This is a genomic window from Mesorhizobium sp. B2-5-13 (genome assembly GCF_006440535.1).
Taxonomy (GTDB): Bacteria; Pseudomonadota; Alphaproteobacteria; order Rhizobiales; family Rhizobiaceae; genus Mesorhizobium; species Mesorhizobium salmacidum.
This window is the reverse complement of the sequence record NZ_VFUI01000002.1, coordinates 224,828-246,058: the sequence shown is the minus strand read 5'-3', so window position 1 is coordinate 246,058 and position 21,231 is coordinate 224,828. Positions and strand designations below refer to the sequence as shown.

21 protein-coding genes are annotated in these 21,231 nt (G+C 63.6%); 10 read left to right on the top strand and 11 right to left on the bottom strand.

Annotated features, from left to right (window positions below; genetic code table 11):
• Positions 1 to 5 precede the first annotated feature (5 nt).
• From FJ434_RS04470 to FJ434_RS04460, 3 genes are all read right to left on the bottom strand, one after another.
• Positions 6 to 3,500 (bottom strand): indolepyruvate ferredoxin oxidoreductase family protein, encoded by a 3,495-nt coding sequence (locus FJ434_RS04470; protein ID WP_140748997.1) that lies wholly within the window; start codon positions 3,498 to 3,500, stop codon positions 6 to 8.
• A 217-nt stretch (positions 3,501 to 3,717) separates the two neighbouring features.
• Positions 3,718 to 4,251 carry a hypothetical protein gene (locus FJ434_RS04465; RefSeq protein WP_181165951.1) on the bottom strand — a complete coding sequence of 178 codons (534 nt, stop codon included), beginning with the start codon at positions 4,249 to 4,251 and terminating at the stop codon, positions 3,718 to 3,720.
• Positions 4,244 to 4,852: a CGNR zinc finger domain-containing protein gene (locus FJ434_RS04460; protein WP_140748991.1), complete on the bottom strand. Its 609-nt coding sequence runs from the start codon at positions 4,850 to 4,852 to the stop codon at positions 4,244 to 4,246. The genes FJ434_RS04465 and FJ434_RS04460 overlap by 8 nt, the downstream gene beginning before the upstream one ends.
• A gap of 141 nt (positions 4,853 to 4,993) precedes the next feature.
• Here FJ434_RS04460 and FJ434_RS04455 point away from each other — a divergent pair, with 141 nt between their 5' ends.
• From FJ434_RS04455 to FJ434_RS04440, 4 genes are all read left to right on the top strand, one after another.
• Positions 4,994 to 5,899, top strand: coding sequence for a branched-chain amino acid ABC transporter permease (locus FJ434_RS04455; RefSeq protein ID WP_140749039.1), 906 nt, complete (start codon positions 4,994 to 4,996; stop codon positions 5,897 to 5,899).
• A gap of 182 nt (positions 5,900 to 6,081) precedes the next feature.
• On the top strand, positions 6,082 to 6,687 hold the full coding sequence (locus FJ434_RS04450) for a TRAP transporter small permease subunit (protein WP_140716383.1): 606 nt from the start codon (positions 6,082 to 6,084) through the stop codon (positions 6,685 to 6,687).
• Positions 6,687 to 8,474, top strand: a complete 1,788-nt coding sequence (locus FJ434_RS04445) for a TRAP transporter large permease subunit (protein ID WP_140749036.1) — start codon at positions 6,687 to 6,689, stop codon at positions 8,472 to 8,474. Before FJ434_RS04450 ends, FJ434_RS04445 begins: the two co-directional genes overlap by 1 nt.
• A 19-nt stretch (positions 8,475 to 8,493) precedes the next feature.
• Positions 8,494 to 9,522, top strand: coding sequence for a zinc-dependent alcohol dehydrogenase family protein (locus FJ434_RS04440; protein ID WP_140506722.1), 1,029 nt, complete (start codon positions 8,494 to 8,496; stop codon positions 9,520 to 9,522).
• Between the two features lie 97 nt (positions 9,523 to 9,619).
• Here FJ434_RS04440 and FJ434_RS04435 read toward each other — a convergent pair whose 3' ends face one another.
• Entirely contained in the window at positions 9,620 to 10,729 is a 1,110-nt protein-coding gene (locus FJ434_RS04435; RefSeq protein WP_140716379.1) for a TRAP transporter substrate-binding protein, read from the bottom strand.
• A 263-nt stretch (positions 10,730 to 10,992) separates the two neighbouring features.
• Here FJ434_RS04435 and FJ434_RS04430 point away from each other — a divergent pair, with 263 nt between their 5' ends.
• On the top strand, positions 10,993 to 11,766 hold the full coding sequence (locus FJ434_RS04430) for a gamma-glutamyl-gamma-aminobutyrate hydrolase family protein (RefSeq protein WP_140748988.1): 774 nt from the start codon (positions 10,993 to 10,995) through the stop codon (positions 11,764 to 11,766).
• Here the strand turns inward: FJ434_RS04430 and FJ434_RS04425 are convergent, their stop codons facing one another.
• From FJ434_RS04425 to FJ434_RS04405, 5 genes are all read right to left on the bottom strand, one after another.
• Positions 11,767 to 12,171: a hypothetical protein gene (locus FJ434_RS04425; protein ID WP_181165950.1), complete on the bottom strand. Its 405-nt coding sequence runs from the start codon at positions 12,169 to 12,171 to the stop codon at positions 11,767 to 11,769.
• Between the two features lie 79 nt (positions 12,172 to 12,250).
• The gene (locus tag FJ434_RS04420; RefSeq protein WP_140748985.1) at positions 12,251 to 13,234 is read right to left on the bottom strand and encodes a 2-hydroxyacid dehydrogenase; all 984 of its coding nucleotides are present in this window, start codon (positions 13,232 to 13,234) and stop codon (positions 12,251 to 12,253) included.
• Positions 13,231 to 14,253, bottom strand: coding sequence for a LacI family DNA-binding transcriptional regulator (locus FJ434_RS04415; protein ID WP_140506730.1), 1,023 nt, complete (start codon positions 14,251 to 14,253; stop codon positions 13,231 to 13,233). The genes FJ434_RS04420 and FJ434_RS04415 overlap by 4 nt, the downstream gene beginning before the upstream one ends.
• A 64-nt stretch (positions 14,254 to 14,317) precedes the next feature.
• Complete coding sequence (locus tag FJ434_RS04410) at positions 14,318 to 15,202, bottom strand: DMT family transporter (protein ID WP_181165949.1); 885 nt, start codon at positions 15,200 to 15,202, stop codon at positions 14,318 to 14,320.
• Positions 15,203 to 15,397: 195 nt separating this feature from the next.
• The gene (locus tag FJ434_RS04405) at positions 15,398 to 15,805 is read right to left on the bottom strand and encodes a DUF2000 family protein (protein WP_140748979.1); all 408 of its coding nucleotides are present in this window, start codon (positions 15,803 to 15,805) and stop codon (positions 15,398 to 15,400) included.
• Positions 15,806 to 15,859: 54 nt separating this feature from the next.
• Here FJ434_RS04405 and FJ434_RS04400 point away from each other — a divergent pair, with 54 nt between their 5' ends.
• Positions 15,860 to 16,729 (top strand): AraC family transcriptional regulator, encoded by an 870-nt coding sequence (locus FJ434_RS04400; RefSeq protein ID WP_140748976.1) that lies wholly within the window; start codon positions 15,860 to 15,862, stop codon positions 16,727 to 16,729.
• Between the two features lie 12 nt (positions 16,730 to 16,741).
• Here the strand turns inward: FJ434_RS04400 and FJ434_RS04395 are convergent, their stop codons facing one another.
• The gene (locus tag FJ434_RS04395; RefSeq protein ID WP_140506741.1) at positions 16,742 to 17,212 is read right to left on the bottom strand and encodes a MarR family transcriptional regulator; all 471 of its coding nucleotides are present in this window, start codon (positions 17,210 to 17,212) and stop codon (positions 16,742 to 16,744) included.
• Positions 17,213 to 17,632: 420 nt separating this feature from the next.
• Between FJ434_RS04395 and FJ434_RS04390 the strand changes: the two genes are divergently transcribed.
• The 4 genes from FJ434_RS04390 (at position 17,633) to FJ434_RS04375 (ending at position 20,655) form a co-directional block, all read left to right on the top strand.
• Positions 17,633 to 18,703, top strand: coding sequence for a GTP-binding protein (locus FJ434_RS04390; protein WP_140716370.1), 1,071 nt, complete (start codon positions 17,633 to 17,635; stop codon positions 18,701 to 18,703).
• Positions 18,704 to 18,783: 80 nt separating this feature from the next.
• Positions 18,784 to 19,062 (top strand): DUF1778 domain-containing protein, encoded by a 279-nt coding sequence (locus tag FJ434_RS04385; protein ID WP_027142795.1) that lies wholly within the window; start codon positions 18,784 to 18,786, stop codon positions 19,060 to 19,062.
• A complete protein-coding gene (locus tag FJ434_RS04380; RefSeq protein ID WP_140748973.1) occupies positions 19,059 to 19,586 on the top strand; it encodes a GNAT family N-acetyltransferase in 528 nt (175 codons plus the stop codon). The genes FJ434_RS04385 and FJ434_RS04380 overlap by 4 nt, the downstream gene beginning before the upstream one ends.
• A 94-nt stretch (positions 19,587 to 19,680) precedes the next feature.
• Positions 19,681 to 20,655, top strand: a complete 975-nt coding sequence (locus FJ434_RS04375) for a WD40 repeat domain-containing protein (protein WP_140748970.1) — start codon at positions 19,681 to 19,683, stop codon at positions 20,653 to 20,655.
• Between the two features lie 15 nt (positions 20,656 to 20,670).
• Here the strand turns inward: FJ434_RS04375 and FJ434_RS04370 are convergent, their stop codons facing one another.
• Positions 20,671 to 21,123, bottom strand: a complete 453-nt coding sequence (locus FJ434_RS04370; protein ID WP_140748967.1) for a hypothetical protein — start codon at positions 21,121 to 21,123, stop codon at positions 20,671 to 20,673.
• Positions 21,124 to 21,231: the final 108 nt, after the last annotated feature.

Genomic DNA, 21,231 nt, shown 5'->3' with positions numbered 1-21,231 from the left:
TTTGCTCACTCGGCGGCCTGGAGTTCAGGCCTTGCCGGTGCCGCCGCAAGACGGTCGAGCAACCTGCGGCGCTCGCCCGCCGCCTTTTCGGCGCTTGCCCGCCGGACATGGCCATAGCCGCGGATCAGCGTCGGGACCGAGGACAGGGCTACCGCGGCCTCGATTTTGCCCGGCGCCAGCGAGCTGGCCACGAGCTGCAGATCGGCTTCGTACTGCGCCAGCAATTGCCGTTCCGTGCGCCGCTCGGCGGTGTAGCCGAACAGGTCGAAAGCCGTGCCGCGCAGGCCCTTCATCGCCGCCAGCAGGCGAAAGCCCTTCATCATCCAAGGCCCGAAGCTCGATTTCCTCGGCTTGCCGTCGTTGCCGCGACGCCCCATGATCGGCGGCGCGAGATGGAATTCGAGCTTCTCATAGCTCTGGAACTGCTTGCCAAGCTCGGCGGCGAAGGAGCCGTCGGTGTAGAGCCGCGCCACCTCGTATTCGTCCTTGATCGCCATCAGCTTGAACAGGCTTTTGGCGGCGGCCTCGGTCACGGTCGTCGAACCCGGCATGGCCTTGGTTTCCGCCGCTCGCAGCGTCGAGATCCTGTCGGCATAGCGCTTGCCGTAAGCAGCGTTCTGATAGGCCGTGAGGAAAGTGACGCGGCGGGCGATGATCTCGTCGAGCGTCTCGGCGACCGGCGCGGCGTCCCCGGTCTTGTCGGCGAAGGTTGAGCCCGGCTGGGCGACGAGGCCGCGCACAAAATCCGGCTGATGGGCGGCGCGGCGGCCCCACTGGAAAGCGGCGATGTTCATCGCCACCGCTTCGCCGTTCAATTCAATGGCCTTTTCAACGGCTTCGGCCGAGAGCGGCAGACCACCGTGCTGGAAGGCAAAGCCAAGCATGAACATATTGGCGCCGAGCGAATTGCCGAACAGTGCGGTGGCGGTACGGGTGGCGTCGAAGAAATGGGCCTTGTCGTCGCCGGCGGCGGACCGGATCGCCTTCTTCAGGCGCTCGACCGGCAGCGAGAAATCGGCCGATCGGGCAAATTCGCCCGGCATGATCTCGGCGGTGTTGGCAAGGAAGATCGTATGGCCCTCGCGCACCGCCGTCAGCACCTTCTTGGCCCCCGATACGACGAGATCGCAGCCGAGCACGAGGTCGGCCTTGCCCGCCGAAACGCGGATGGCATTGATGTCTTCCGGTGTGCGGGCGATGCGGACATGGGTGAACACAGAGCCGCCCTTCTGGGCGAGGCCGGCCATGTCGATCATGCCGCAACCCTTGTCCTCCAGATGCGCCGCCATGCCGAGCACGGCGCCGACGGTGACGACGCCGGTGCCCCCGACGCCGTCGATAATCGCCGCCCAACCCTCGACGCCGAGCGGGAATTCCACTGGTGTCGGTACGTCTTCGAGCGGGTCGGTCTTGCCGGCCAGGCCTTCTGCCTTGCGGATCTTGGCACCGTGCACGGTGACGAAGGACGGGCAGAAGCCGTTGACGCAGGAGAAGTCCTTGTTGCAGCTCGACTGGTCGATCTTGCGCTTGCGGCCAAATTCGGTCTCGACCGGCTGGATCGAGACGCAGTTCGACTGCACGCCGCAATCGCCGCAGCCTTCGCAGACCAGTTCGTTGATGAAGACGCGCTTGTCAGGATCGGGAAAAGTGCCGCGCTTGCGGCGGCGGCGCTTTTCGGCAGCGCAGGTCTGGTCGTAGAGCAGGATCGATACGCCCTTGACCTCGCGCAGCTCGCGCTGGACGAGATCGAGGTCGTCGCGGTGATGGATAGTCGCGCCCGCCGGAAACTCGGCCTTCCCGGCATATTTGTCGGGCTCGTCGGTGACGATGGCGATGCGGTCGACGCCCTCCGCCCGCACCTGCCTGGCGATCATGTCCACGGTCAGCCCGCCTTCATGCGGCTGGCCGCCGGTCATGGCGACGGCGTCGTTGTAGAGGATCTTGTAGGTGATGTTGGCTTCGCTCGACAGGGCAAAGCGGATCGCCAGCGTGCCCGAATGGTTGTAGGTGCCGTCGCCGAGATTCTGGAAGATGTGGCCGCGCTTCGAGAACGGCGCCTGGCCGACCCATTGCGCGCCCTCGCCGCCCATGGCGGTGAAGCCGAGCGTGTTGCGGTCCATCCAGAGCGCCATGAAGTGGCAGCCGATGCCGGCGGCGGCGATCGAGCCGTCCGGCACCTTGGTCGAGGAATTGTGCGGACAGCCCGAACAGAAGAAGGGCGTGCGCGATCCGATGTCGGTAGCGTCCTTCAGCATCGCCTGGAACTGGCGCAACTTCGCGACCCTTGCCGAAATCTCTTCGGACGGGCCGATGGTCTTCACGATCCTCTCGCCCAGTGCAATGGCGATCTCGTTGGGATCCAGCGCCCCCTTGGCCGGGAACAGCCAGTCGCCGCGCTCGTCCCTCTTGCCGACGATGACCGGCTGCGTCGCGGTGCCATAAAGGCTTTCGCGCAGTTGCACCTCGATCAGCGAGCGTTTCTCCTCGACGACGACGATGGTGTCGAGACCGCGCGCGAACTCGGCGATGTGCTGCAGGTCGAGCGGCCAGGGGCAGCCGACCTTGAACAGCCGCACGCCGATGCGGTTGGCTTCCGCCTGGTCGATGCCGATATCCTCCAGCGCCTGGCGGACGTCGAGATAGCTCTTGCCCAGCGTGATGATGCCGAGCTTCGGATTGCGGCCGCCCGAATAGACGATCCTGTTTAGCCCATTGGCATGGATGAAGGCGGAGGCCGCGGCACGCTTGTGCTCATGCAACCGCTCTTCCTGGCCGAGCATGTCGATCTCGTGGCGGATGTTGAGACCACCCGGCGGCATGTCGAAATCCGGGACGACGATGTTCAACCGTTCAAGCGAGGCATCGACCGAAGCTGTCGATTCGATATTGTCCTTGACGCATTTGATCGCCGCCCAGGTGCCGGCGAAGCGCGACATGGCAAAGCCATACAGGCCGTAGTCGATGATCTCCTGGACTCCGGCCGGGTTCAGGATCGGCACCATGGTGTCGACGAAGAGGAATTCGGTGGCGTGCGCATTGGTCGAGGATTCGGCCATGTGGTCGTCACCCATGAGCGCGAGGACGCCGCCATATCTAGACGAGCCGGCGAGATTGGCGTGGCGGAACACATCGCCTGAACGATCGACGCCCGGACCCTTGCCGTACCAGACCGAAAACACGCCGTCATGGGTACCCTCGCCCAACAGTTCCGTCTGCTGCGAACCCCAGCAGGCGGTGGCGGCAAGCTCCTCGTTAAGGCCAGGCTGGAAAACGATATCGGCCTCGCCGAGCTGCTTTTTCGCCTTCCAAAGCTGCATATCCAGGCCGCCGAGGGGCGAGCCGCGATAGCCCGAGACAAAGCCTGCCGTGTTCAGGCCGGCGCGGCGGTCGCGCTCGCGCTGCATCAGGAGCATGCGGATGACCGCCTGCGCGCCGGACAGGAAGATGCGCTCCTTACCAAGATCGAATTTGTCGTCGAGCGCGACATCATGCAGCGTCATCAGGCATTTCCTCTGCGAAGGCCGCGCGGGGCAGCGGCCAACGTCGGGATCGGATGACGCATCCTTTCTTCCCTTGCAAGACAGGTCAAACAAAATCGAAAGGACCAGCCAACGCGCAACAAACAGTCCGGCGGGTGCTGGGCCGCGCATGAAAGGGTGCGCCGACAGTGCGAAGGCGCACAAAAATTCCGGGCGAAATCAATGCCGTCGGAAGGCGTCAGCCGGCTTTCGAGCAGTTCGGCTTTGGCTCGCCCGGCAGCTTGCCGTCGGGATGGCCGGCGAGATCGGGATTGGCCGTGTAGAGCTGGTCGATGACCAGCGGCCGGTCGGGCAGGATGGACTGGTCTTCCGTCGACATCAGCGTGGTGTCGATGGTCTGCAAGACGGCACCGTCGGCGCCCTTGATGCTGATGGCGATGGCATAGGGCTTGTTCTTGACGACGCAGGTGAGCGCCGGGCTTTCCAGGCTCACCTTGTCGAGCTTCGGCCAGATCTTCTGTTCGACCACGAAGGGCGCGCCGCCGGCCGGATTCTGGAAACTGGCGACCGCCACCTGACCCTCGCCCATCGGCCGCAAGGGCCGCAGCGTCACGACATAAGTCGCCCTGGCGAGACGGTAATTGAAGATGAATATCTTGCCGGAAACCTCGAACAGCTTGCCCTCGCCGCCGGTATCGCGACAGGCGCCGAGTGCCGTCGCCGCTACCAGCGCCACGCCAACAACGATCAAGCGGGAAAGAATTCTAGGCATTCCTGACCTCATTGGCCGCGATACGGCGACGGTAGTGACGGCTTGCCTTCTGCCGGTTGCCGCACACCGCCATGTCGCACCAAAGGCGGCTGGAATTGCGGCTTCTGTCGACGAACAGCCAGGTGCAGTTGGGGCAAATCCTGAGCCTCGCGACCGTGTCGCCGCGCAGCAGTGAAAGGGCTGAAACCGCCAGCGCCGCCTCGAAGGCGATCGGCGTCGCCGGATCGCCGAATGGCCGTCCCGGCGCCCCGATCTCGGTCCGGCCGGCGACCAGGCCGTCGGCGCAGGCCCGCAGGAATTCAGGCAGGTCGGCGGTGGCGACCGCGCCCTTCGAGACCGCGCCTCGAAACAGCCGGTCGGTCGTCTCGCGGATCGACAGCACGACGGGCGCGATTGCAGCCGGCGAGGACACCACCAGCCGCCTGTCGCCAAGCTCGACGGCGCGAAAGCCGCTGGCCGCGTCGGCGAAGCGGGCGATTTCGACCGGATCGTCGAAGCGGTCGAACGTGCGCTCCGGATCGCCGCGCAGCACGACGGTGTTTGCCGTGTCGAGCGCAAGCAGGCCGCCGGCGAAGCGGTGTGGGGTCCAGGCGACTGTCATCCCGAAAATCTAACCGATAAATCGCATTTGACAAGTTAGATTCGGCGATGCAAACCTCAGAGGCGCACGGTATGATCGCCTTTATCCGATCCGCTCCTGTCCGATCCGCTCTTGGGCGGGATGATTGTGGTGTTGTCGAGCATGCTCTATTTCTTCCAGCAGGTGCTGAACGGGCTGCATTCGGGCGCGCTTTATGCCCTGCTTGCCTTCGGCTACGTGCTGACTAATGGCATCCTGCACCGCACCAACCTCGCCTATGGGGCGCTGTTTGCCTTCTGCGGCCAGGCAATGATCCTGAGCGTCGCCTTCGGCTATCAGGTGCTGTGGCTGACGCTGCTGGCTTCGGTGCTGTTCGGCGTTGTCGCGGCGTTCCTCTATGCCGCGCTCATCAGCCATGTCTTGTCACGCAGCGTCTTTGAACCATTGGCCGACCGCTCGCCCAATGCCATCGTGGTGACGACTCTCGGCATCCTGATCATCCTGTCGGAAGCAAGCCGCATCGCGGCCGACACGCATGATCTGTGGCTGCCGCCGATGCTGGCCGAGCCCATCGTTTTCGCCGAAGGCTCCGGTTTCAAGGCGACGCTGACGCTGATCCAGGTGCTCGACTGCGTCGTGGTCCTGGCGGCGGTCGCACTCGCTACATGGGCGTTTGCCCACTCAAACTTCGGCCGGTGCTGGCGTGCCGTCTCCGACGACCCCAGGGCCGCCGCCCTGTGCGGCGTCGACGTGCGTGGCGTGTTTAGGCGCGCCGTGCTGTTCGGAGGCTTCTGCGCCGCGCTGGCCGGGGTCATGGCCAGTCTCTATTACGGCAATGTCAGCTTCGGTTCCGGCCTGGTCTACGGCCTGAAGATCCTGTTCGTGACGGCTGTCGGCGGCTATCTCTCGCCGCCAAGGGCCGCGCTGGGCGCGGCCGCTTTCGGCATGGCCGAATCACTGTGGGCGGGCTATTTCCCGGTCGAATGGCGCGATGCGTGGATGTATCTGTTCCTGGTGACCATGCTGATCCTGATCGGCGCCGGCCGCGACGCCGACAAGGTCGTCTGAACCCATCAGACTTTGGTTGCATGACGTGTCGTCAGGCTGCGGTTTTCCACCGTGCCGCAAGAGCCGATGGCCTGCATCCTTCCTTCTCGTGTTGACCAACCGGGCCACGCACTGCATACGGTTGGGCCAGGCGGCGCGACGAAAAAAGGGGGATCGCGCGTCACCGCATCAGGGAGGAATGCATGGCAGGGCTTCTCGCTCTATCCAGAACGATCGATCGTATGAACGAGTTCATCGGCAAATCGGTATCCTGGTTGATCCTGCTGGCGATCCTGGTGAGTGCGGCCAACGCGGTCATCCGCAAGGTGTTCGACACGTCGTCGAACGCGTGGCTCGAGCTGCAATGGTACCTCTTCGGCGCCGCCTTCATGCTGGCCGCCGCCTATACGCTGAAACAGAACGAGCATATCCGCATCGATATCGTCTACGGCCTGTTTTCACGCCGCCTGCAGCACTGGATCGACCTCTTCGGCCACCTCTTCTTCCTGATGCCGTTCGTGACGCTGATGGTGTTCTATTTCGTGCCCTACGTATCGCTGTCGTTCCACAGCGGTGAAATGTCGACCAACGCCGGCGGCCTGATCGTGTGGCCGGCCAAGGCCATCCTGCTGGTCGGCTTTTTCCTGCTCGCGCTGCAGGGCATTTCCGAGATCATCAAGAAGATCGCCATCATGCGCGGCATCATTGACGATCCCAACCCGTTCATTTCCGTGCACGAACAGGCTGAACTCGAAGCCAAGGCGCTCGCTGAAGAAGCCAAGGCGCTCGCTGAAGAGGTGCGTTCGTGATGGAGTTCATCGCCCAGAACATGGCGCCGATCATGTTCGCCTCGCTGATCCTGTTCATGCTGATCGGCTATCCCGTTGCCTTTTCGCTCGCCGCCAACGGCCTGATGTTCTTCTTCATCGGCGTGCTTTTGACGCCCTATTCGGGCGGCGCGATCAATCTCGCCTGGCCGCTGCTCTATGCGCTGCCGGACAATTTCTACGGCAGCCGGGTGATGTCGAACGACACGCTGCTGGCCATTCCGTTCTTCACTTTCATGGGCATCGTGCTTGAGCGATCGGGCATGGCCGAGGACCTGCTCGACACCATCGGCCAGTTGTTCGGACCGATCCGCGGCGGCCTCGCCTATGCGGTGATCTTCGTCGGCGCGCTGCTGGCGGCGACCACCGGCGTGGTGGCGGCATCCGTCATTGCCATGGGGCTGATTTCGCTGCCGATCATGCTGCGCTATGGTTATGACCGCCGGGTCGCATCGGGCGTCATCGCAGCGTCGGGCACGCTCGCCCAGATCATTCCGCCATCGCTGGTGCTGATCGTTCTCGCCGACCAGCTCGGCCGCTCTGTGGGCGACATGTATGCCGGCGCCCTGATCCCCGGCCTGGTGCTGACCGGCCTATACACGCTCTACATCGTGATCATGTCGATCGTCCGGCCAAAGTCGATGCCGGCGCTGCCGCTCGAGGCGCGGACACTTGGCCATGGCGTGGTGTCCTTGCTGATCGCGTTGATAGCGGCCGTGGCCATCGCTTACGCGGCCTACCGTTACCTAGTGCCAGCTCATGGCGACAATGCCGACATTCTCGGCGCGGCCGTCGGCGTCATCTTCATCTACGTCGTCGCGATTCTCGACCGCGGCCTGAACATCAACATGATGTCGCGGCTGGCGCAGCAGGTCGTGATCGTGCTGATCCCGCCGCTGGCGCTGATCTTCCTGGTGCTCGGCACCATCTTCCTCGGCATCGCCACCCCAACCGAGGGCGGCGCCATGGGCGCTGTCGGCGCACTGGCGATGGCGGCGATGAAGGGCCGGCTGTCGATGGACGTGGTCAAGCAGGCACTGGCCTCGACGACGCGGCTGTCGTCCTTCGTGCTGTTCATCCTGATCGGCGCGCGGGTGTTCTCGCTGACCTTCTACGGCGTCAACGGCCAGATCTGGGTCGAGCACCTCTTGACCTCGCTGCCGGGCGGCGAAGTCGGCTTCCTGATCGGCGTCAACATCCTCGTCTTCTTCCTCGCGTTTTTCCTCGATTTCTTCGAACTCGCCTTCATCATCGTGCCGCTGCTGGCGCCGGCCGCCGACAAGCTCGGCATCGACCTGATCTGGTTCGGCGTGCTTCTGGGCATCAACATGCAGACCAGTTTCATGCATCCGCCGTTCGGTTTCGCGCTGTTCTACCTGCGCTCGGTCGCCTCGCGCGTGCCCTATCTCGATCGCTTGACCGGCAAGAAGATCGCGCCGGTGACGACGGGCCAGATCTATTGGGGCGCGGTGCCGTTCGTCTGCATCCAGGTCATCATGATCGGCCTGACCATCGCCTTTCCGCAAATGGTGATGCGCTACAAGGGCGCGGCCGTCGATTCCGGCACGATCGACTACAAGGTGCCGGAAATGCCCAGCCTGTCGCCGCTTGGCAGGCCGGAAGGTGGCGGCGCGCCTGCCAATGGCGGTGGCGCACCGGCGGCGCCCGGCACGCCCGACCTGTCGCAACCGCCAAATTTCGGCGATACGCCGCCGGCCAAGCCGGCGACGCCGACGCCGGACCTGTCGCAGCCGCCGAATTTCAATTGAGATCGGAGGGGAAGACGCCATGAAAGCCGTGCGGCTGGAGAGAGTGGGCAGCATCGCGCTGCGCGAGGTCGCCAAGCCGGCCCCCGGTCCGGACGAGCTTCTGGTGCGGATCGAGGCCTGCGGTGTCTGCGGCACCGACCGGCATCTTTTTCACGGCGAGTTTCCCTGCAGGCCGCCGGTGACGCCGGGGCACGAATTCTCCGGCATCATCGAGGCGATCGGCACCGCCGTCTCAGGCTTTGCTGTCGGTGATCGGGTCACTGGCGATCCCAACATCGCCTGTGGACGCTGCGGCCACTGCCATGCCGGCCGCGTCAATCTGTGCAGCAATCTCACCGCCATCGGCATCCACCGCGACGGCGGCTTTGCCGATTATGTGGTGATGCCGCAGAAACAGGCCTTTGTCCTTCCCGCGGATATGAAGCCGACACATGGCGCTTTCTGCGAGCCGCTCGGCTGCTGCCTGCACGGCGTCGACCTTGCCGAGATCAAGCCAGGCAGTTCGGTTGTCGTGCTCGGCGGCGGTGTCATCGGCCTGCTCACCGTTCAACTGGCGCGGCTTGCCGGGGCCACCACCATCATCCTGTCGACAAGGCAAGCCTCGCGGCGCGCGCTTGCCAGGGAACTCGGTGCGACGGCGACGGTCGACCCCACAGCCGCCGATGTGATCGATGCCATCGCCGGTCCGACCGGCCTGATGCCAGACGGCGTCGACGTCGTGTTCGAATGCGCCGGTGTGCGCGAGACCGTCGAGCAGTCGATGCGGCTGGCAAGGGCCGGCGGCACCGTCGTCATCGTCGGCGTGACGCCGCAAGGCATGAAAGCGGAATTCGAGCCCTTCGACCTGTTGTTCCGGGAGCTGAAGGTGCTGGGCTCGTTCCTCAACCCCTACACACACCGCCGCGCCGCCGCGCTCATCGCGTCGGGCGCCATCGAGATCGACCAGCTGATTTCCAGGCAAGTCACGCTCGAAGAGGCGCCGGCGGTGATCGCCAACGCGCCGGCTCCAGGCGAAGTGAAGGTGCTGGCGGTGCCGGGTTTGGGCTGAGGCGCGGGCTTCGGGCGTCTGGCAATTGCCGTCGCCGTTGAGGAAAAGCCCCGGGACAGAAGAGCCCCGGGGCTTCGAACAAACAAAGTGCGATCGCCTACAGCTTGCTGTTGCGCTGCTGGACCATCATGAAGGTGTCGTAGTTGTATTCGGCCACCTGCGCCCAGAGATAGTGCTCCTTGCGGAAGCCTTTGATCGATTCCCAGATCTTCTTGAACGGCGCGTTCGAGGTTTCCATTTCGGCATAGACCTCGTTGGCCTTCTCGAAGCACGCGGCCATGATCTCCTGGCTGAACGGACGCAGTTTCGCCCCGCCGGCCACCAGCCGCTTCACCGCCGGAGGGTTCACGTAGTCGTATTTCTGCAGCATGTTGGCATCGGCGGCCTGGGCGCACGTGCGCAGCAGCGATTTGTAGGTCGGCGAAAGCTCGTCGTATTTCGCCTTGTTGAACATCAGGTGGACGGTCGGGCCGCCCTCCCACCAGCCTGGATAGTAGTAATAGGGCGCGACCTTGTAGAAGCCGAGCTTCTCGTCGTCATAGGGACCGACCCATTCAGCGGCGTCGATAGTGCCCTTTTCCAGCGCCGGGTAGATGTCGCCGCCGGCGATCTGCTGCGGCACGACGCCGAGCTTCTGCACCACTTTGCCGGCAAAGCCGCCGATGCGCATCTTGAGGCCGGAGAGGTCGGCGACGGTGTTGATCTCCTTGCGGAACCAGCCACCCATCTGCACGCCGGTGTTGCCGCCCGGCAGGCCGAACAGACCTTGCGTGGCGAGGAACTCATTGAACAGGTCGATGCCGCCGCCATGGTAGTGCCACGCATTCATGCCGCGCGCGTTGAGCGAGAAGGGCACCGCCGCACCCAGCGCCCATGTCGGATCCTTGCCCCAGTAATAATATGCCACCGTGTGGCAGGCCTCGACCGTGCCGGCCGTGGTGGCGTCGGCGGCCTGCAGGCCGGGAACGAGTTCGCCCGCGGCAAAGACCTGGATCTGGAAATTGCCGTCGGTGGCTTCAGACAGCATCTTGGAGAACACTTCGGCCCCGCCATAGATGGTGTCGAGCGACTTCGGGAAGGAGGACGCCAGCCGCCATGTCACCTTGGTATTGGACTGGGCTATTGCCGGTGCGGCGAGCGTGGCCGCTGCCGCGGCTGCGCCGACGCCGGTGACGCCGGCCTTGCGGATGAATGAACGACGATCCATGCAGTTCCTCCCTTTTGGATCAACAGACCGACGTTCGGGAAATCCTCGGCCCCCGCATCGGTTCGCACGAAACAATACACGGGCAAGGAGTCGAGTCCAGCACCGCGGCCGGATTTGGTGGCGAAGCCGCGCGATCCTGCAACTATAGTCTAACAGGCAGTTTCCTGGCCCATGCGGCACGCCGAAACTTGGCTGGAAAAATGCCCGGGGATCGCTTATTTTAAAGGCAGGACATCCCTTGCCAGATGGAAAACAGACCCAAAATGCAGCAGCCGCTCGTCGCCATATCGACCGACGTCCGTCAATTCGACAACTACACCTGGCATGCCGCGCCCCAACAATATCTGGAAGCAGCAATCGTAGGTGCCGGCGTTTTCCCCTTGCTCGTGCCTTCGTTCGGCGACCGGCTGGACTTCGACGAACTCCTGTCGTCGGTCGACGGCGTCATGCTGACCGGCTCGAAATCCAATGTCGATCCCTCACTCTATGGCGGCGATGCCAGCGAAGCCAATGGCCCCTATGACACCGCGCGCGACTCCACGACGCTGCCGCTGATCCGCAAGGCGATCGAGCGCGGCGTGCCGCTGCTTGCCATCTGCCGTGGCATCCAAGAGCTGAACGTGGCGCTTGGCGGCACGCTGGGCACCGAGATCCAGGAGCGCGAGGGGTCGCTGGACCACCGCGCGGCGGTGAGCGACAATCAGGATGAGCGCTTCGCCATTCACCAGACCATTTCGATCAAGCCAGGCAGTTGCCTCGCCGGCGTGTTCGGCGCGGGCGACATCAAGGTCAATTCCTTGCATCGCCAGGCGATCGACCGGTTGGGCTCGAAGCTCGAGATCGAGGCTGTCGCCGCCGACGGCACGGTCGAAGCGGTTTCGGTCAAGGGCGCGCGCGCCTTCGCCGTCGGCGTCCAGTGGCATCCCGAATACTGGGTCAAATCGGACAGCAATTCCGCCAAGATTTTTCGCGCTTTCGGTGATGCGGTGCGTTTGCACGCGGCGGCGAAAGCCGGCGCACGGGCCGCGGCTGAGTAGTCAGTTTCCGCGCTTCAAGCCACCGTCTGATGCCAGCGACAGCAACGGCAGCGCCGGGGCGTAGGATTCGTAGCCGTTGCCGTCAGCCACGGCGAAGGTGACGATCGGATCTATGCCGTTGGCGCTGAAGGCGACCGTTCCGTCGTTTTGCTCGCGCCAGAATTTCGCCTGCTCGAGGCCCGGCAGGAGCCGTCGGCAATTCGGAGCCACGGTCAACAGCGACAGGCCATCCGAGACCGAGGCGCCGCGCGTGACCGCGCAGGCCCCCTCGTCGCCATTGGCAACCAGCCTGTAAGCATTGGACTGCGTGGCCTCATTGGCAGTGCTTTCCCCGCTGCCGTCATGAAACAGTTGAATGCCGCCCAACAGCGCGGCGGCGGCGATCAATGCGGAAAGCGTTTTCATCATTCTTCATCCAGCATACAGGATGAAAAATGATTTCAAAGGGTTAAGCCGACGTTAATAGGGATGGCAGCGCCACCGCTCAAGGGCGAGCCTTCACATGCGCCGTCTCGGGCACCGGTGTCAGCGGCCGGCGTTCGCTGAACCACGACACCAGATTGTCGACGCACAGATCGGCCATGGCGCGGCGCGTGTGCTCCGAGGCCGAGCCGACATGCGGCAACAGAGAGGTGTTTGGCAAGTCGAGCAACGCCTTGGGGATATTCGGCTCGTCGGCGAAGACATCGAGCCCGGCTGCGGCGATGGTGCCGTCGGCGAGAGCGGTCGCGAGGGCCGCCTCGTCGACGGTGCTGCCGCGGCCGATGTTGACGAAGACGCCGTTCGCGCCGAGCGCCGACAGGATTTCGGCATTGACCGCTTTCTGTGTCGATGCACCGCCGGGCGCCACCGAAATCAGCGTGTCGACTGCCTCGGCCAAGCCCTTCAGCGTCGCGTGATATTGGTAGGCAAGACCTTCGACACGACGCCGATTGTGATAGGCGACCGGCAGTCCGAACGCCTCCAGCCGCCGTGCAATGGCCTGGCCGATGCGGCCCATGCCGAAAATGCCGACACGGCGCGCGCGCAAGGTCAGCCGGCTCAGCGGATAGTTGCCCTTGCGCACCCAGCTGCCGTCACGCAGCCAGGTCTCGGCGCGCGGCAGGTCGCGGATTGTGTTGATCAGCAGGCCGATCGCGGTGTCGGCGACCTCCTCGGTCAGGACGTCGGGCGTGTTGGTGACCATGATGTTCTTCGCCGCCGCATGGTGAACGTCGACCGAATCATAGCCGACGCCGAAGGAGGCGATGAGTTCGAGATTGGGCAACGCATCCATCATCGCCGCACTGATGCCGGCAAAGGATGCGATGCCACGCACGGCGCCGCGCATCTCCTCGGTGACCAGCGCCGGATCGGCGCGCTCGATGCCGACGCGCCTGAAGGTCCGTTGGATACGCCCGACGGCGTGATCGCTGAAATCCGCCGGCACCAAAATGGCAACGGCTTGCAGATCCTTGGCCCTGGTCATGCACGCTCCACCGGCTTGCCGGTCGACTGGCGCACATGCAGTTCCGGCTTGATCAATTCCTGCGAGGGCCGCACCGTCTGCCCGTTGAGCTTGTCGAGCAGCGCGCTGGCGGCGCGGCGACCGACCTCGCGCTGGCCGTTCCAGACGGTGGTCAGCGCCGGTGTTGCGATCGCCGCCTCCTCGAGATCGTCATAGCCGGTGACGGAGATGTCGATGCCCGGCACCAGGCCGGCGCGCGCTATGCCGTTCATCAGGCCGATGGCGACGAGGTCGTTCCAGCAGCAGGCGGCGGTCGGTCTGTCCTTCAGCGCCAGGAACTGCCCGGCCGCCTCGAAGCCGGCTTGCTTGGTACGCGGGCCGGCAATGCGCCAGGACGGTCTGACTTCAAGCCCCGCCGCCTCCATGGCATTGACATAGCCCTGGTAGCGATCACGCCCGGTCGAGGTCTGGTCGGTGCCGCCAATCATGGCGATGCGCTTGTGGCCGAGCGAGATCAGGTGGTTGGTGGCGAGGCCCGTGCCATAGGCATCGTCACCGCGAAACACCGGCACGTCGGCGCCCTCCACGGTGCGTGCGATCAGCACCGCCGGCAAGCCGTTGTCCTCGGCCATGACGATATCTGATGCGGGCGTGCCGATGGCCGGCGACATGATGACGCCGTCGGCGCCGAGCTGCAGCAGCGTATCGATGAAGGTGCGCTGCTTTTCGAGCTGATCATAATGATTGGACAGGATGAAGGTTTGCCGGCTGCGGTCGAGCTCGCTCTCGATCGAGCGCAGGATCTCGGCGAAGAACGGGTTCATGATGTCGTGCACGACGACACCGACAATGCCCGAGCGCGAGGTGCGCAGACTGGCGGCGCGGCGGTTGTAGATATAGCCGATGGCGCGGGCGTGTTCCTTGATGCGGTCGCGCGTCGAGCCGGCGACCAGCGGACTGTCGCGCAGCGCCAGCGACACCGTGGCCGTGGACACGCCGAGCGCATCCGCGATCGTCGACAGCTTGATCTTCTGTGCCAGGCTTTCGCTCCCGTCGTTTTTTAAACTGTTTAAGGGCGGCCTTATGCCATCGATCGGGGCCAAATCAAAGTTTTTTTGCCAGCGCTTCGGCCTCGACATCCGAGGCCGCGCGGCTGCGGAGCCGAAGCCGGTGTTCGCGATGGACGATGTAGAGGCCGCTGGCGACGATGATGGCGGCGCCGACCAGCGTCCAGCGGTCGGGGAACTGCTTGAAGACAAGCCAGCCGGAAATGATCATCCACACCATCTGCGAATAGGGATAGGGCGCCAGCGCCGTGGTCGTCGCCAGCCGATAGGCCTGCACCAGCAGCCAATGGCCGACGCCGCCGAACACACCAAGCATGAGCAGGACGAACCAGTGCCACCCATCGTGCGGCAAGGAGAAGGAGAACGGCAGCATGGGTAAAAGCAGCACCGCCGGCGCCAGCGCCGAGAACAGGATCAGGCTTTCCGACGTCTCGGTCGCCGACATGCGGCGCGTCATGATGACATAGAAGCAGTTCGACAGCATCGAGCCGAGCGCGAAGAGATGTCCGACGCCGAAAACACCGACACCCGGCCTCGTGATGATCAAGACCCCGGCGAAAGCGGCCAGGATCGCCAGCCAACGCCGCCAGCCGGCCCATTCGCCCAGCAGCGGGCCGGCAAGCGCGGTGATCACCATCGGCCCGAAGAAATAGATCGATGTCGTCTCGGCCAGTTGCAGGGAGCGCAGCGCCAGGACGTTGAACATGGTCGAGCCGAACAGGAAGGCGCCGCGTATCACATGCGCGGGCAAGTTGACCGGGCGAAACCGCACCGGCTCGCGCCAGCCGCGCAGCAGCGCCCCGACCAGCACGACATGCACGGCAAAGCGCACCCAGGCGACGATCAGGACGGAGACGCCTGCAAGGACGAGATATTTGCTGCTGGTGTCGAGGAAGGTGAAAAAGACATAGGTCGTCAGCATGCACAGGATCGCCGCCGGCGGCGTCGCGCTTTCTGCATTTCTTTGGGAAGGATTCACGTGCAGGCCGGGGGAAAAGCTGGGCTGGAGCCCACCTTTTGCGGGAATTGTCGCTTGCCGGCAAGCCAATTGTCGCCCGCAGGCGCGCCTAAGCTCGCTGGTACAACAACAGTCGCCGCCAGGCTTAGTCTCCGGGCGCTACACATGCATGCGGGCACCCTTGGTGATCTTGTCGACGACCTTCTTGTCGGCGCGCAGCGCGATGCCGACCACCTTGGCGTCTTCGGGCGCGAATTCGGCAAAGACGGCGCGATTGGCGGCGTCGAAGCCGGTCGAAAACATCTCCTCGACATAGAGCGAGGTGGTGACGCCGCGTTCCAGCGCACGCCGGTGGATCGCACCAAGCGCCGCATGGTCGGCCGAGAGCACGATGACCGGCTGGATCGACAGGGGATTGTAAAGATTGTCGGCGCGGTCGCGATAGGGCTCGCCGATGATGTCGGGGAATTGCGCGACGACGCCGCTGGTCAGGAAGGCGGTGACGTTGAGTTTCTGCCAAACGGGCAAGTCTTCCCGCAGTACGATTGCAAATTTCGTATCGAACATAAGAAAATGCGCCATTCGAGATTAGGGCCCCGTATTGCGAGGCTGAAGGAGACGATGTCGTTCGAACTAGACCGTCAGGCCTTCGAGGGTCTTGGACGTTTGTGCGCCGATGCCGCTGAAAGCTGCATCATCTCCGCTACCGACCCTGCGGGGATGGAGCGCATCGAGGCGCGGTTTCACGGCAGCGCCTTCGATCCGCATCGCCACGACACCTATGCGATCGGGGTGACGCTGCGCGGCGTGCAGACCTTTCGCTATCGAGGTGCCGCGCGGCACAGCCTGCCAGGCCAGATCATCGTGCTGCATCCGGACGAATTGCACGATGGCGGCGCGGGCACCGAGGAAGGCCTGCGCTACAGAATGCTCTATCTCGAGCCGTCACTGATGCTCGACTGTCTCGGCGGCACAGCGCTGCCGTTCGTCAGCGACGGCGTGGTGAGCGACGATGCCTTCCGCGCGACGCTGCTTTCGGCGCTTGGGCCATTGGAGCAGGAACTCGACGAGCTATTCGTCGACGACTTCCTGGCTCAACTGATGCAAAGCCTCACCTGGCATGCCGGTCAGCCGGCAAAGGCACTAGCCGGGACGGCGTGGCGAGCGGTGACACTGGCGCGTGAATATCTCTCGGAAAACCTCGACCGGCCCGTGCGTTCGGACGAGTTGGAAGCCATCACGGGTCTCAACCGCTATGCCCTGTCGAGACATTTCCGCGCGGCCTTCTCGACCAGTCCGCATCGTTTCCTGGTGATGCGCCGGCTTCAGAGCGCGCGCAGGATGATCGCCGCCGGCGAGCCCTTGGCACAGATCGCGGTCGAGGCCGGCTTCAGCGACCAGAGCCATTTCAACAGGCAATTCAAGAAAGCGTTCGGCATGACACCGGGACGCTGGTCGTCCTTGATCCACGGAGCTACCGCGGCGGCTTGATAGCCGAAGAGATCATTCGTCCGCCTCGGCGTCGTCGTCGATCAGCACCAATTCCTCGTTGGAGAGGTTGGCCTCGATACGGGCGAGCAGCTTGAACAGCGCCTTCTGGTCTTTCTTGTCGAGGCCCTTCAGCGCCTGCTTTTCGGTCTTCTTCACCGACTTCTCGATAGCACGGATGGTTTCACGGCCGATATCGGTGAGGAAGATATGGGCCTGGCGGGCATCGGAGTTCGACGCGCGTTTTTCCAGAAAACCCTGTGCCTGCAGCCGGTTGATGGTCTTGGTGATGGTCGGCGGACGCACGCCGAGACGCCCGGCAAGGTTGCCCGGTGTCTGGCCGTCCTCGCGGTCCAGCGACAGCATGATCTGGTCCTGGCCGGCGTAGAACCCGTGCGCCAGAAGCCGTGCCGCCAGCGCGGTCCTTGCCAGCCTTGCCGCCGAATGCAGCCGGCTCATCGTTGCAGTCTTGTCCGCCTTGGCCATGGTCATCCCTCTTCGGCCGTACCGGTGCGCACAGCATAGACGCAGCCGGCCGGTTGGCAATCGACGATCGAAAAAATTCCGGCATCCGAAACAGCTTTGCCGGCAAGCATTTGCGGTGTCCGCCGTGGTGATGCCAGATGTTTATTTCAGTTAGATGACAAACGAGTTTCGCGTGCAGGACATTCGGACCAACCGCTGCGTGAATGCGGTCCGATACCCGGCAGCCCGGGCAAGGCGCCCCCCTGATCATTCCATCGCGCGGCGGCGACCGCTTTTCGCGGCCACGATGTCAGAACGAATCCCAGCCGTTAAATTTGGCCCATGGTTTGCCCCGTGCAAAAGCCCGGCGCACATCCTATATGGAGCCGACAATCCCTTTCGCGGCCTGGATTTCAGGGCCCAGTCATTTCGAGGCAAGCCATGAGCGACGCACAGACGCAGATTCCCGTAACCGTTCTTACCGGCTATCTCGGCGCCGGCAAGACGACGCTGCTCAACCGCATCCTGTCGGAGACCCACGGCAAGCGTTACGCCGTGATCGTCAACGAATTTGGCGAGATCGGCATCGACAACGAGCTGATCGTGGAATCCGACGAGGAAATCTACGAGATGAACAATGGCTGCGTCTGCTGCACGGTGCGCGGCGACCTGATCCGCGTCGTCGAGGGCCTGATGCGCCGGCCCGGCCGCTTCGACGCCATCGTCGTCGAGACCACCGGGCTCGCCGATCCGGTACCGGTGGCGCAGACCTTCTTCATGGATGACGACGTGCGCTCCAAGACCAAGCTCGATGCCGTGGTGGCGCTGGTCGACGCCAAGCATTTGCCGCTGCGGCTCAAGGATTCCAAGGAAGCCGAGGACCAGATCGCCTTCGCCGACGTCGTGGTGCTCAACAAGACCGACCTTGTGACCCCGGAAGAACTCGCCAAGGTCGAGGCGACGATCCGCGCCATCAATCCGGCGGCCAGGATCCATCGTACGACCCGCGCCGGTGTCGAGCTGTCGGAAGTGCTCGACCGCGGCGCCTTCGACCTGTCCCGGGCATTGGAAAACGATCCGCATTTCCTCGAGTCGCATGACGATCATGATCACCATGACCATGATCATGATCATCACGACCATGATGGCCACGATCACCACCATCATGATCATGATGGGCATGACCATCACGCGCATCCTTCCGACATCCATGACGTGACGGTGCAGTCGGTGTCGCTGCGCGGCGGCGAGATGGACCCGAAGAAATTCTTCCCTTGGATCGAGAAGATCACCCAGATGGAAGGTCCCAACATCCTGCGACTGAAAGGCATTATCGCGCTCAAGGGCGATGATGAGCGCTATGTCATCCAGGGCGTGCACATGATCATCGAAGGCGACCACCAGCGCGCCTGGAAGGACGGCGAGAAGCACGAAAGCCGGCTGGTGTTCATCGGCCGCGAACTCGACGCCGAGCGGCTGAGGAAGAGTTTCGAGGCCTGCCAAGCCTCGTAGGGCTGTATTGAAGGGCTCTCGAGATTGACTATGGATCCATGTACACATATCATGTGTACATGGACCCGAGGAGATTTCCGATGCCCAGGTCGGCCGACAACAAAACGGAGCGCTATCAAATCCGCATCGCGCCTGCGCAGAAGGCGATGATCGCGCGCGCTGCCGCGCTATCTCATCAGGACGTTACCGACTTCATTCTCAACAAGGTGGTTCCGGAAGCACAGGCCGTAATCGAAGCAGCCGAGGTTGCGAAAGTGTCCGACCGCGATTTCACACGTATACTCGATCTGCTGGAGAACCCGCCGAAACCCAATGCCAAGCTCCGAGCAGCGATCGCAGCCTTGCCGGATACTCTGTGACGCTTCCCGCCTGGCACGAGGAGCCGATTGCGAAACGCCATGATCGGGCCTCGTTCGATTGCGGCGATGCGCAGATGAACGATTTTCTGCGGCGGTTCGCGCGGCAAAGCCACGAACAAAATGCCGCCAAGACTTTCTGTGCGATCGACGACACGGCTTTGGAGCGGATCTTTGGCTTCTATACGATCGCGCCGTCAGCCATTGCTCATGAAACCGTGCCGGAGACGATGACGAGAGGCTTGGCGCGGCACGAGGTTTCCGGCTTCAAGCTTGCCCGGCTGGCGACCGACCGCAGCGTCGCCAGGCAAGGACTCGGAGGTCAACTGCTTGCCGCCGCCGCGTTGCGCTGCTTGCGACTTGCTGGCGAAGGCGGCGGCATCCTGCTCATCGTCGATGCCAAGAGCGAGCGGGCCGCAAGGTGGTATGCCAGCTACGGGGCCGAGCGTCTCGATGGATCGGATCTGACCTTGGTGATGCCATTGGCGACGTTCGCGACCGATCTGCGGGCGAAGGGGCTGCTTTGATGACAGCCTCTCGCCATCTGATCTGCCGGTTGCCGGAACCGCAAACGTCGAGTAAGCCGCCTCTGTAATCTCATTCAGTTGAACAAAGACAATCATGCCCACAGTCGCCCCGCTTGATCTCGAAGGCCATTGCGTTACCGCCGTCTTCCTTGGCGATGTGCCGCATTTCGCGCTGGCCGATGGCGCTATCCATCGGCTCGACAATGGCCACAAGACTGTGCAGGTCAATGATGGGCTGCTCGCGGCTTTCCATGACGCGGCCAACGACCGGCTGATCACCGGCGGCGAGGACGGCAAGGTGTTTGCCGTCAAAGCCGGCGGTGAGACCCAGGAGGTGGCGAGCGCCGGCAAGAAATGGATCACCAGCGTTGCCGCCGGGCCGCAAGGGGCCATCGCCTATGCCACGGGCAAGACCGCCTTCGTGCGCTTCGCCGATGGCAAGACCCGGGAATTTGCCCATCCGCGCTCAGTCGAGGGGCTGGCGTTCTCGCCCAAGGGCATGCGCTTCGGCGTTGCCCGCTACAACGGCGCGACGCTGCATTTCCCGGCCGCCGAAGGCAAGCCGGTGGAACTCGAATGGGCGGGCGCCCACACCGGCATCACCTTCTCGCCGGACGGCGCCTTTCTGGTCACCACCATGCAGGAAAACGCCCTGCATGGCTGGAAACTCGCCGATGGCAAGCACATGCGCATGAGCGGCTATCCCGGCAAGGTTAAAAGCCTGTCGTGGAGCGTGAAAGGCAAGTGGCTGGCCAGTTCCGGCGCGCCGGCGGCGATCGTCTGGCCGTTTTCGGCTAAGGACGGGCCGATGGGCAAGGCGCCGCTGGAACTCGGCACGCGCGGCAACGCCATGGTGACGGCGGTCGCTTGCCACCCGAGCCAGGATGTCGTCGCCGTCGGCTATGACGACGGCATGGTCATGGCCGTGCGCTTTTCCGACGCCAAGGAAGTGCTTTTGCGGCGCCCGGGCAAAGGCGCCATCACCGCGATGATGTGGGACAAGGAAGAACGCCGCGTCGCCTTCGGCAGTGCCGCCGGCGACTGCGGCGTCATCGACATCACTGCGTAATTTCGAAACAGCGGATTACTCGGCGCCGCAGGAAACCTTGCCGGTCAGATCGACCGGCTTGCCATCGCTGTCCTTGTCGGCCGTGCTGTCATAGAGGGCGAGTTTGTAGTCTCCATCATAGACGCCCTCGTCGCTGGCCCTGGTCAGGATCGTGAGTTCGACCGAACTGTAGGTCTTGGCCACCTCCTGCTCGTGGTAGATGTTCAGCCGCAGCTCCTTGTTGTCGAGCCAGTATTGGGTGAGGTTGGAGTTCCCGAAAGTGGCCTTGCGCAGATGATCGCCGGCCGGCCCTGCCTTGATCTCCAGGTCGCCGCGAAAATTGAAGGTCGGGCCGCCCATGCCAGTGGTGACGCCAGCATCGACCTGGAATTTCACCTGTGAATCATCGACGGAGCACCAGATGCCGCCGGTCGCAAAAGCCGTACCGGCCGACAGGAACAGTGCCGTCACGCAGATGATCGTCCGCATTTCCCTTGCCCCAATTGCCGTTCCCATTGGCGCCGACTTCGCGCAGAGCGTCAAGCGCCGCCAGCTAGAGCTGAGCCAATGCAGAACGGCCGCGCGGCCAATTGCCGT

Coding starts and splice junctions, on each gene's coding strand:
- FJ434_RS04435 (WP_140716379.1), bottom strand. CDS start 10,729: ATGGATCGTCGTTCATTCATCCGCAAGGCCGGCGTCACCGGCGTCGGC.
- FJ434_RS04465 (WP_181165951.1), bottom strand. CDS start 4,251: ATGCCTAGAATTCTTTCCCGCTTGATCGTTGTTGGCGTGGCGCTGGTA.
- FJ434_RS04455 (WP_140749039.1), top strand. CDS start 4,994: ATGCTCTATTTCTTCCAGCAGGTGCTGAACGGGCTGCATTCGGGCGCG.
- FJ434_RS04405 (WP_140748979.1), bottom strand. CDS start 15,805: ATGTTCGATACGAAATTTGCAATCGTACTGCGGGAAGACTTGCCCGTT.
- FJ434_RS04385 (WP_027142795.1), top strand. CDS start 18,784: ATGCCCAGGTCGGCCGACAACAAAACGGAGCGCTATCAAATCCGCATC.
- FJ434_RS04450 (WP_140716383.1), top strand. CDS start 6,082: ATGGCAGGGCTTCTCGCTCTATCCAGAACGATCGATCGTATGAACGAG.
- FJ434_RS04440 (WP_140506722.1), top strand. CDS start 8,494: ATGAAAGCCGTGCGGCTGGAGAGAGTGGGCAGCATCGCGCTGCGCGAG.
- FJ434_RS04395 (WP_140506741.1), bottom strand. CDS start 17,212: ATGGCCAAGGCGGACAAGACTGCAACGATGAGCCGGCTGCATTCGGCG.
- FJ434_RS04390 (WP_140716370.1), top strand. CDS start 17,633: ATGAGCGACGCACAGACGCAGATTCCCGTAACCGTTCTTACCGGCTAT.
- FJ434_RS04425 (WP_181165950.1), bottom strand. CDS start 12,171: ATGAAAACGCTTTCCGCATTGATCGCCGCCGCCGCGCTGTTGGGCGGC.
- FJ434_RS04460 (WP_140748991.1), bottom strand. CDS start 4,852: ATGACAGTCGCCTGGACCCCACACCGCTTCGCCGGCGGCCTGCTTGCG.
- FJ434_RS04470 (WP_140748997.1), bottom strand. CDS start 3,500: ATGACGCTGCATGATGTCGCGCTCGACGACAAATTCGATCTTGGTAAG.
- FJ434_RS04410 (WP_181165949.1), bottom strand. CDS start 15,202: ATGCTGACGACCTATGTCTTTTTCACCTTCCTCGACACCAGCAGCAAA.
- FJ434_RS04445 (WP_140749036.1), top strand. CDS start 6,687: ATGGAGTTCATCGCCCAGAACATGGCGCCGATCATGTTCGCCTCGCTG.
- FJ434_RS04420 (WP_140748985.1), bottom strand. CDS start 13,234: ATGACCAGGGCCAAGGATCTGCAAGCCGTTGCCATTTTGGTGCCGGCG.
- FJ434_RS04370 (WP_140748967.1), bottom strand. CDS start 21,123: ATGCGGACGATCATCTGCGTGACGGCACTGTTCCTGTCGGCCGGTACG.
- FJ434_RS04430 (WP_140748988.1), top strand. CDS start 10,993: ATGCAGCAGCCGCTCGTCGCCATATCGACCGACGTCCGTCAATTCGAC.
- FJ434_RS04375 (WP_140748970.1), top strand. CDS start 19,681: ATGCCCACAGTCGCCCCGCTTGATCTCGAAGGCCATTGCGTTACCGCC.
- FJ434_RS04400 (WP_140748976.1), top strand. CDS start 15,860: ATGTCGTTCGAACTAGACCGTCAGGCCTTCGAGGGTCTTGGACGTTTG.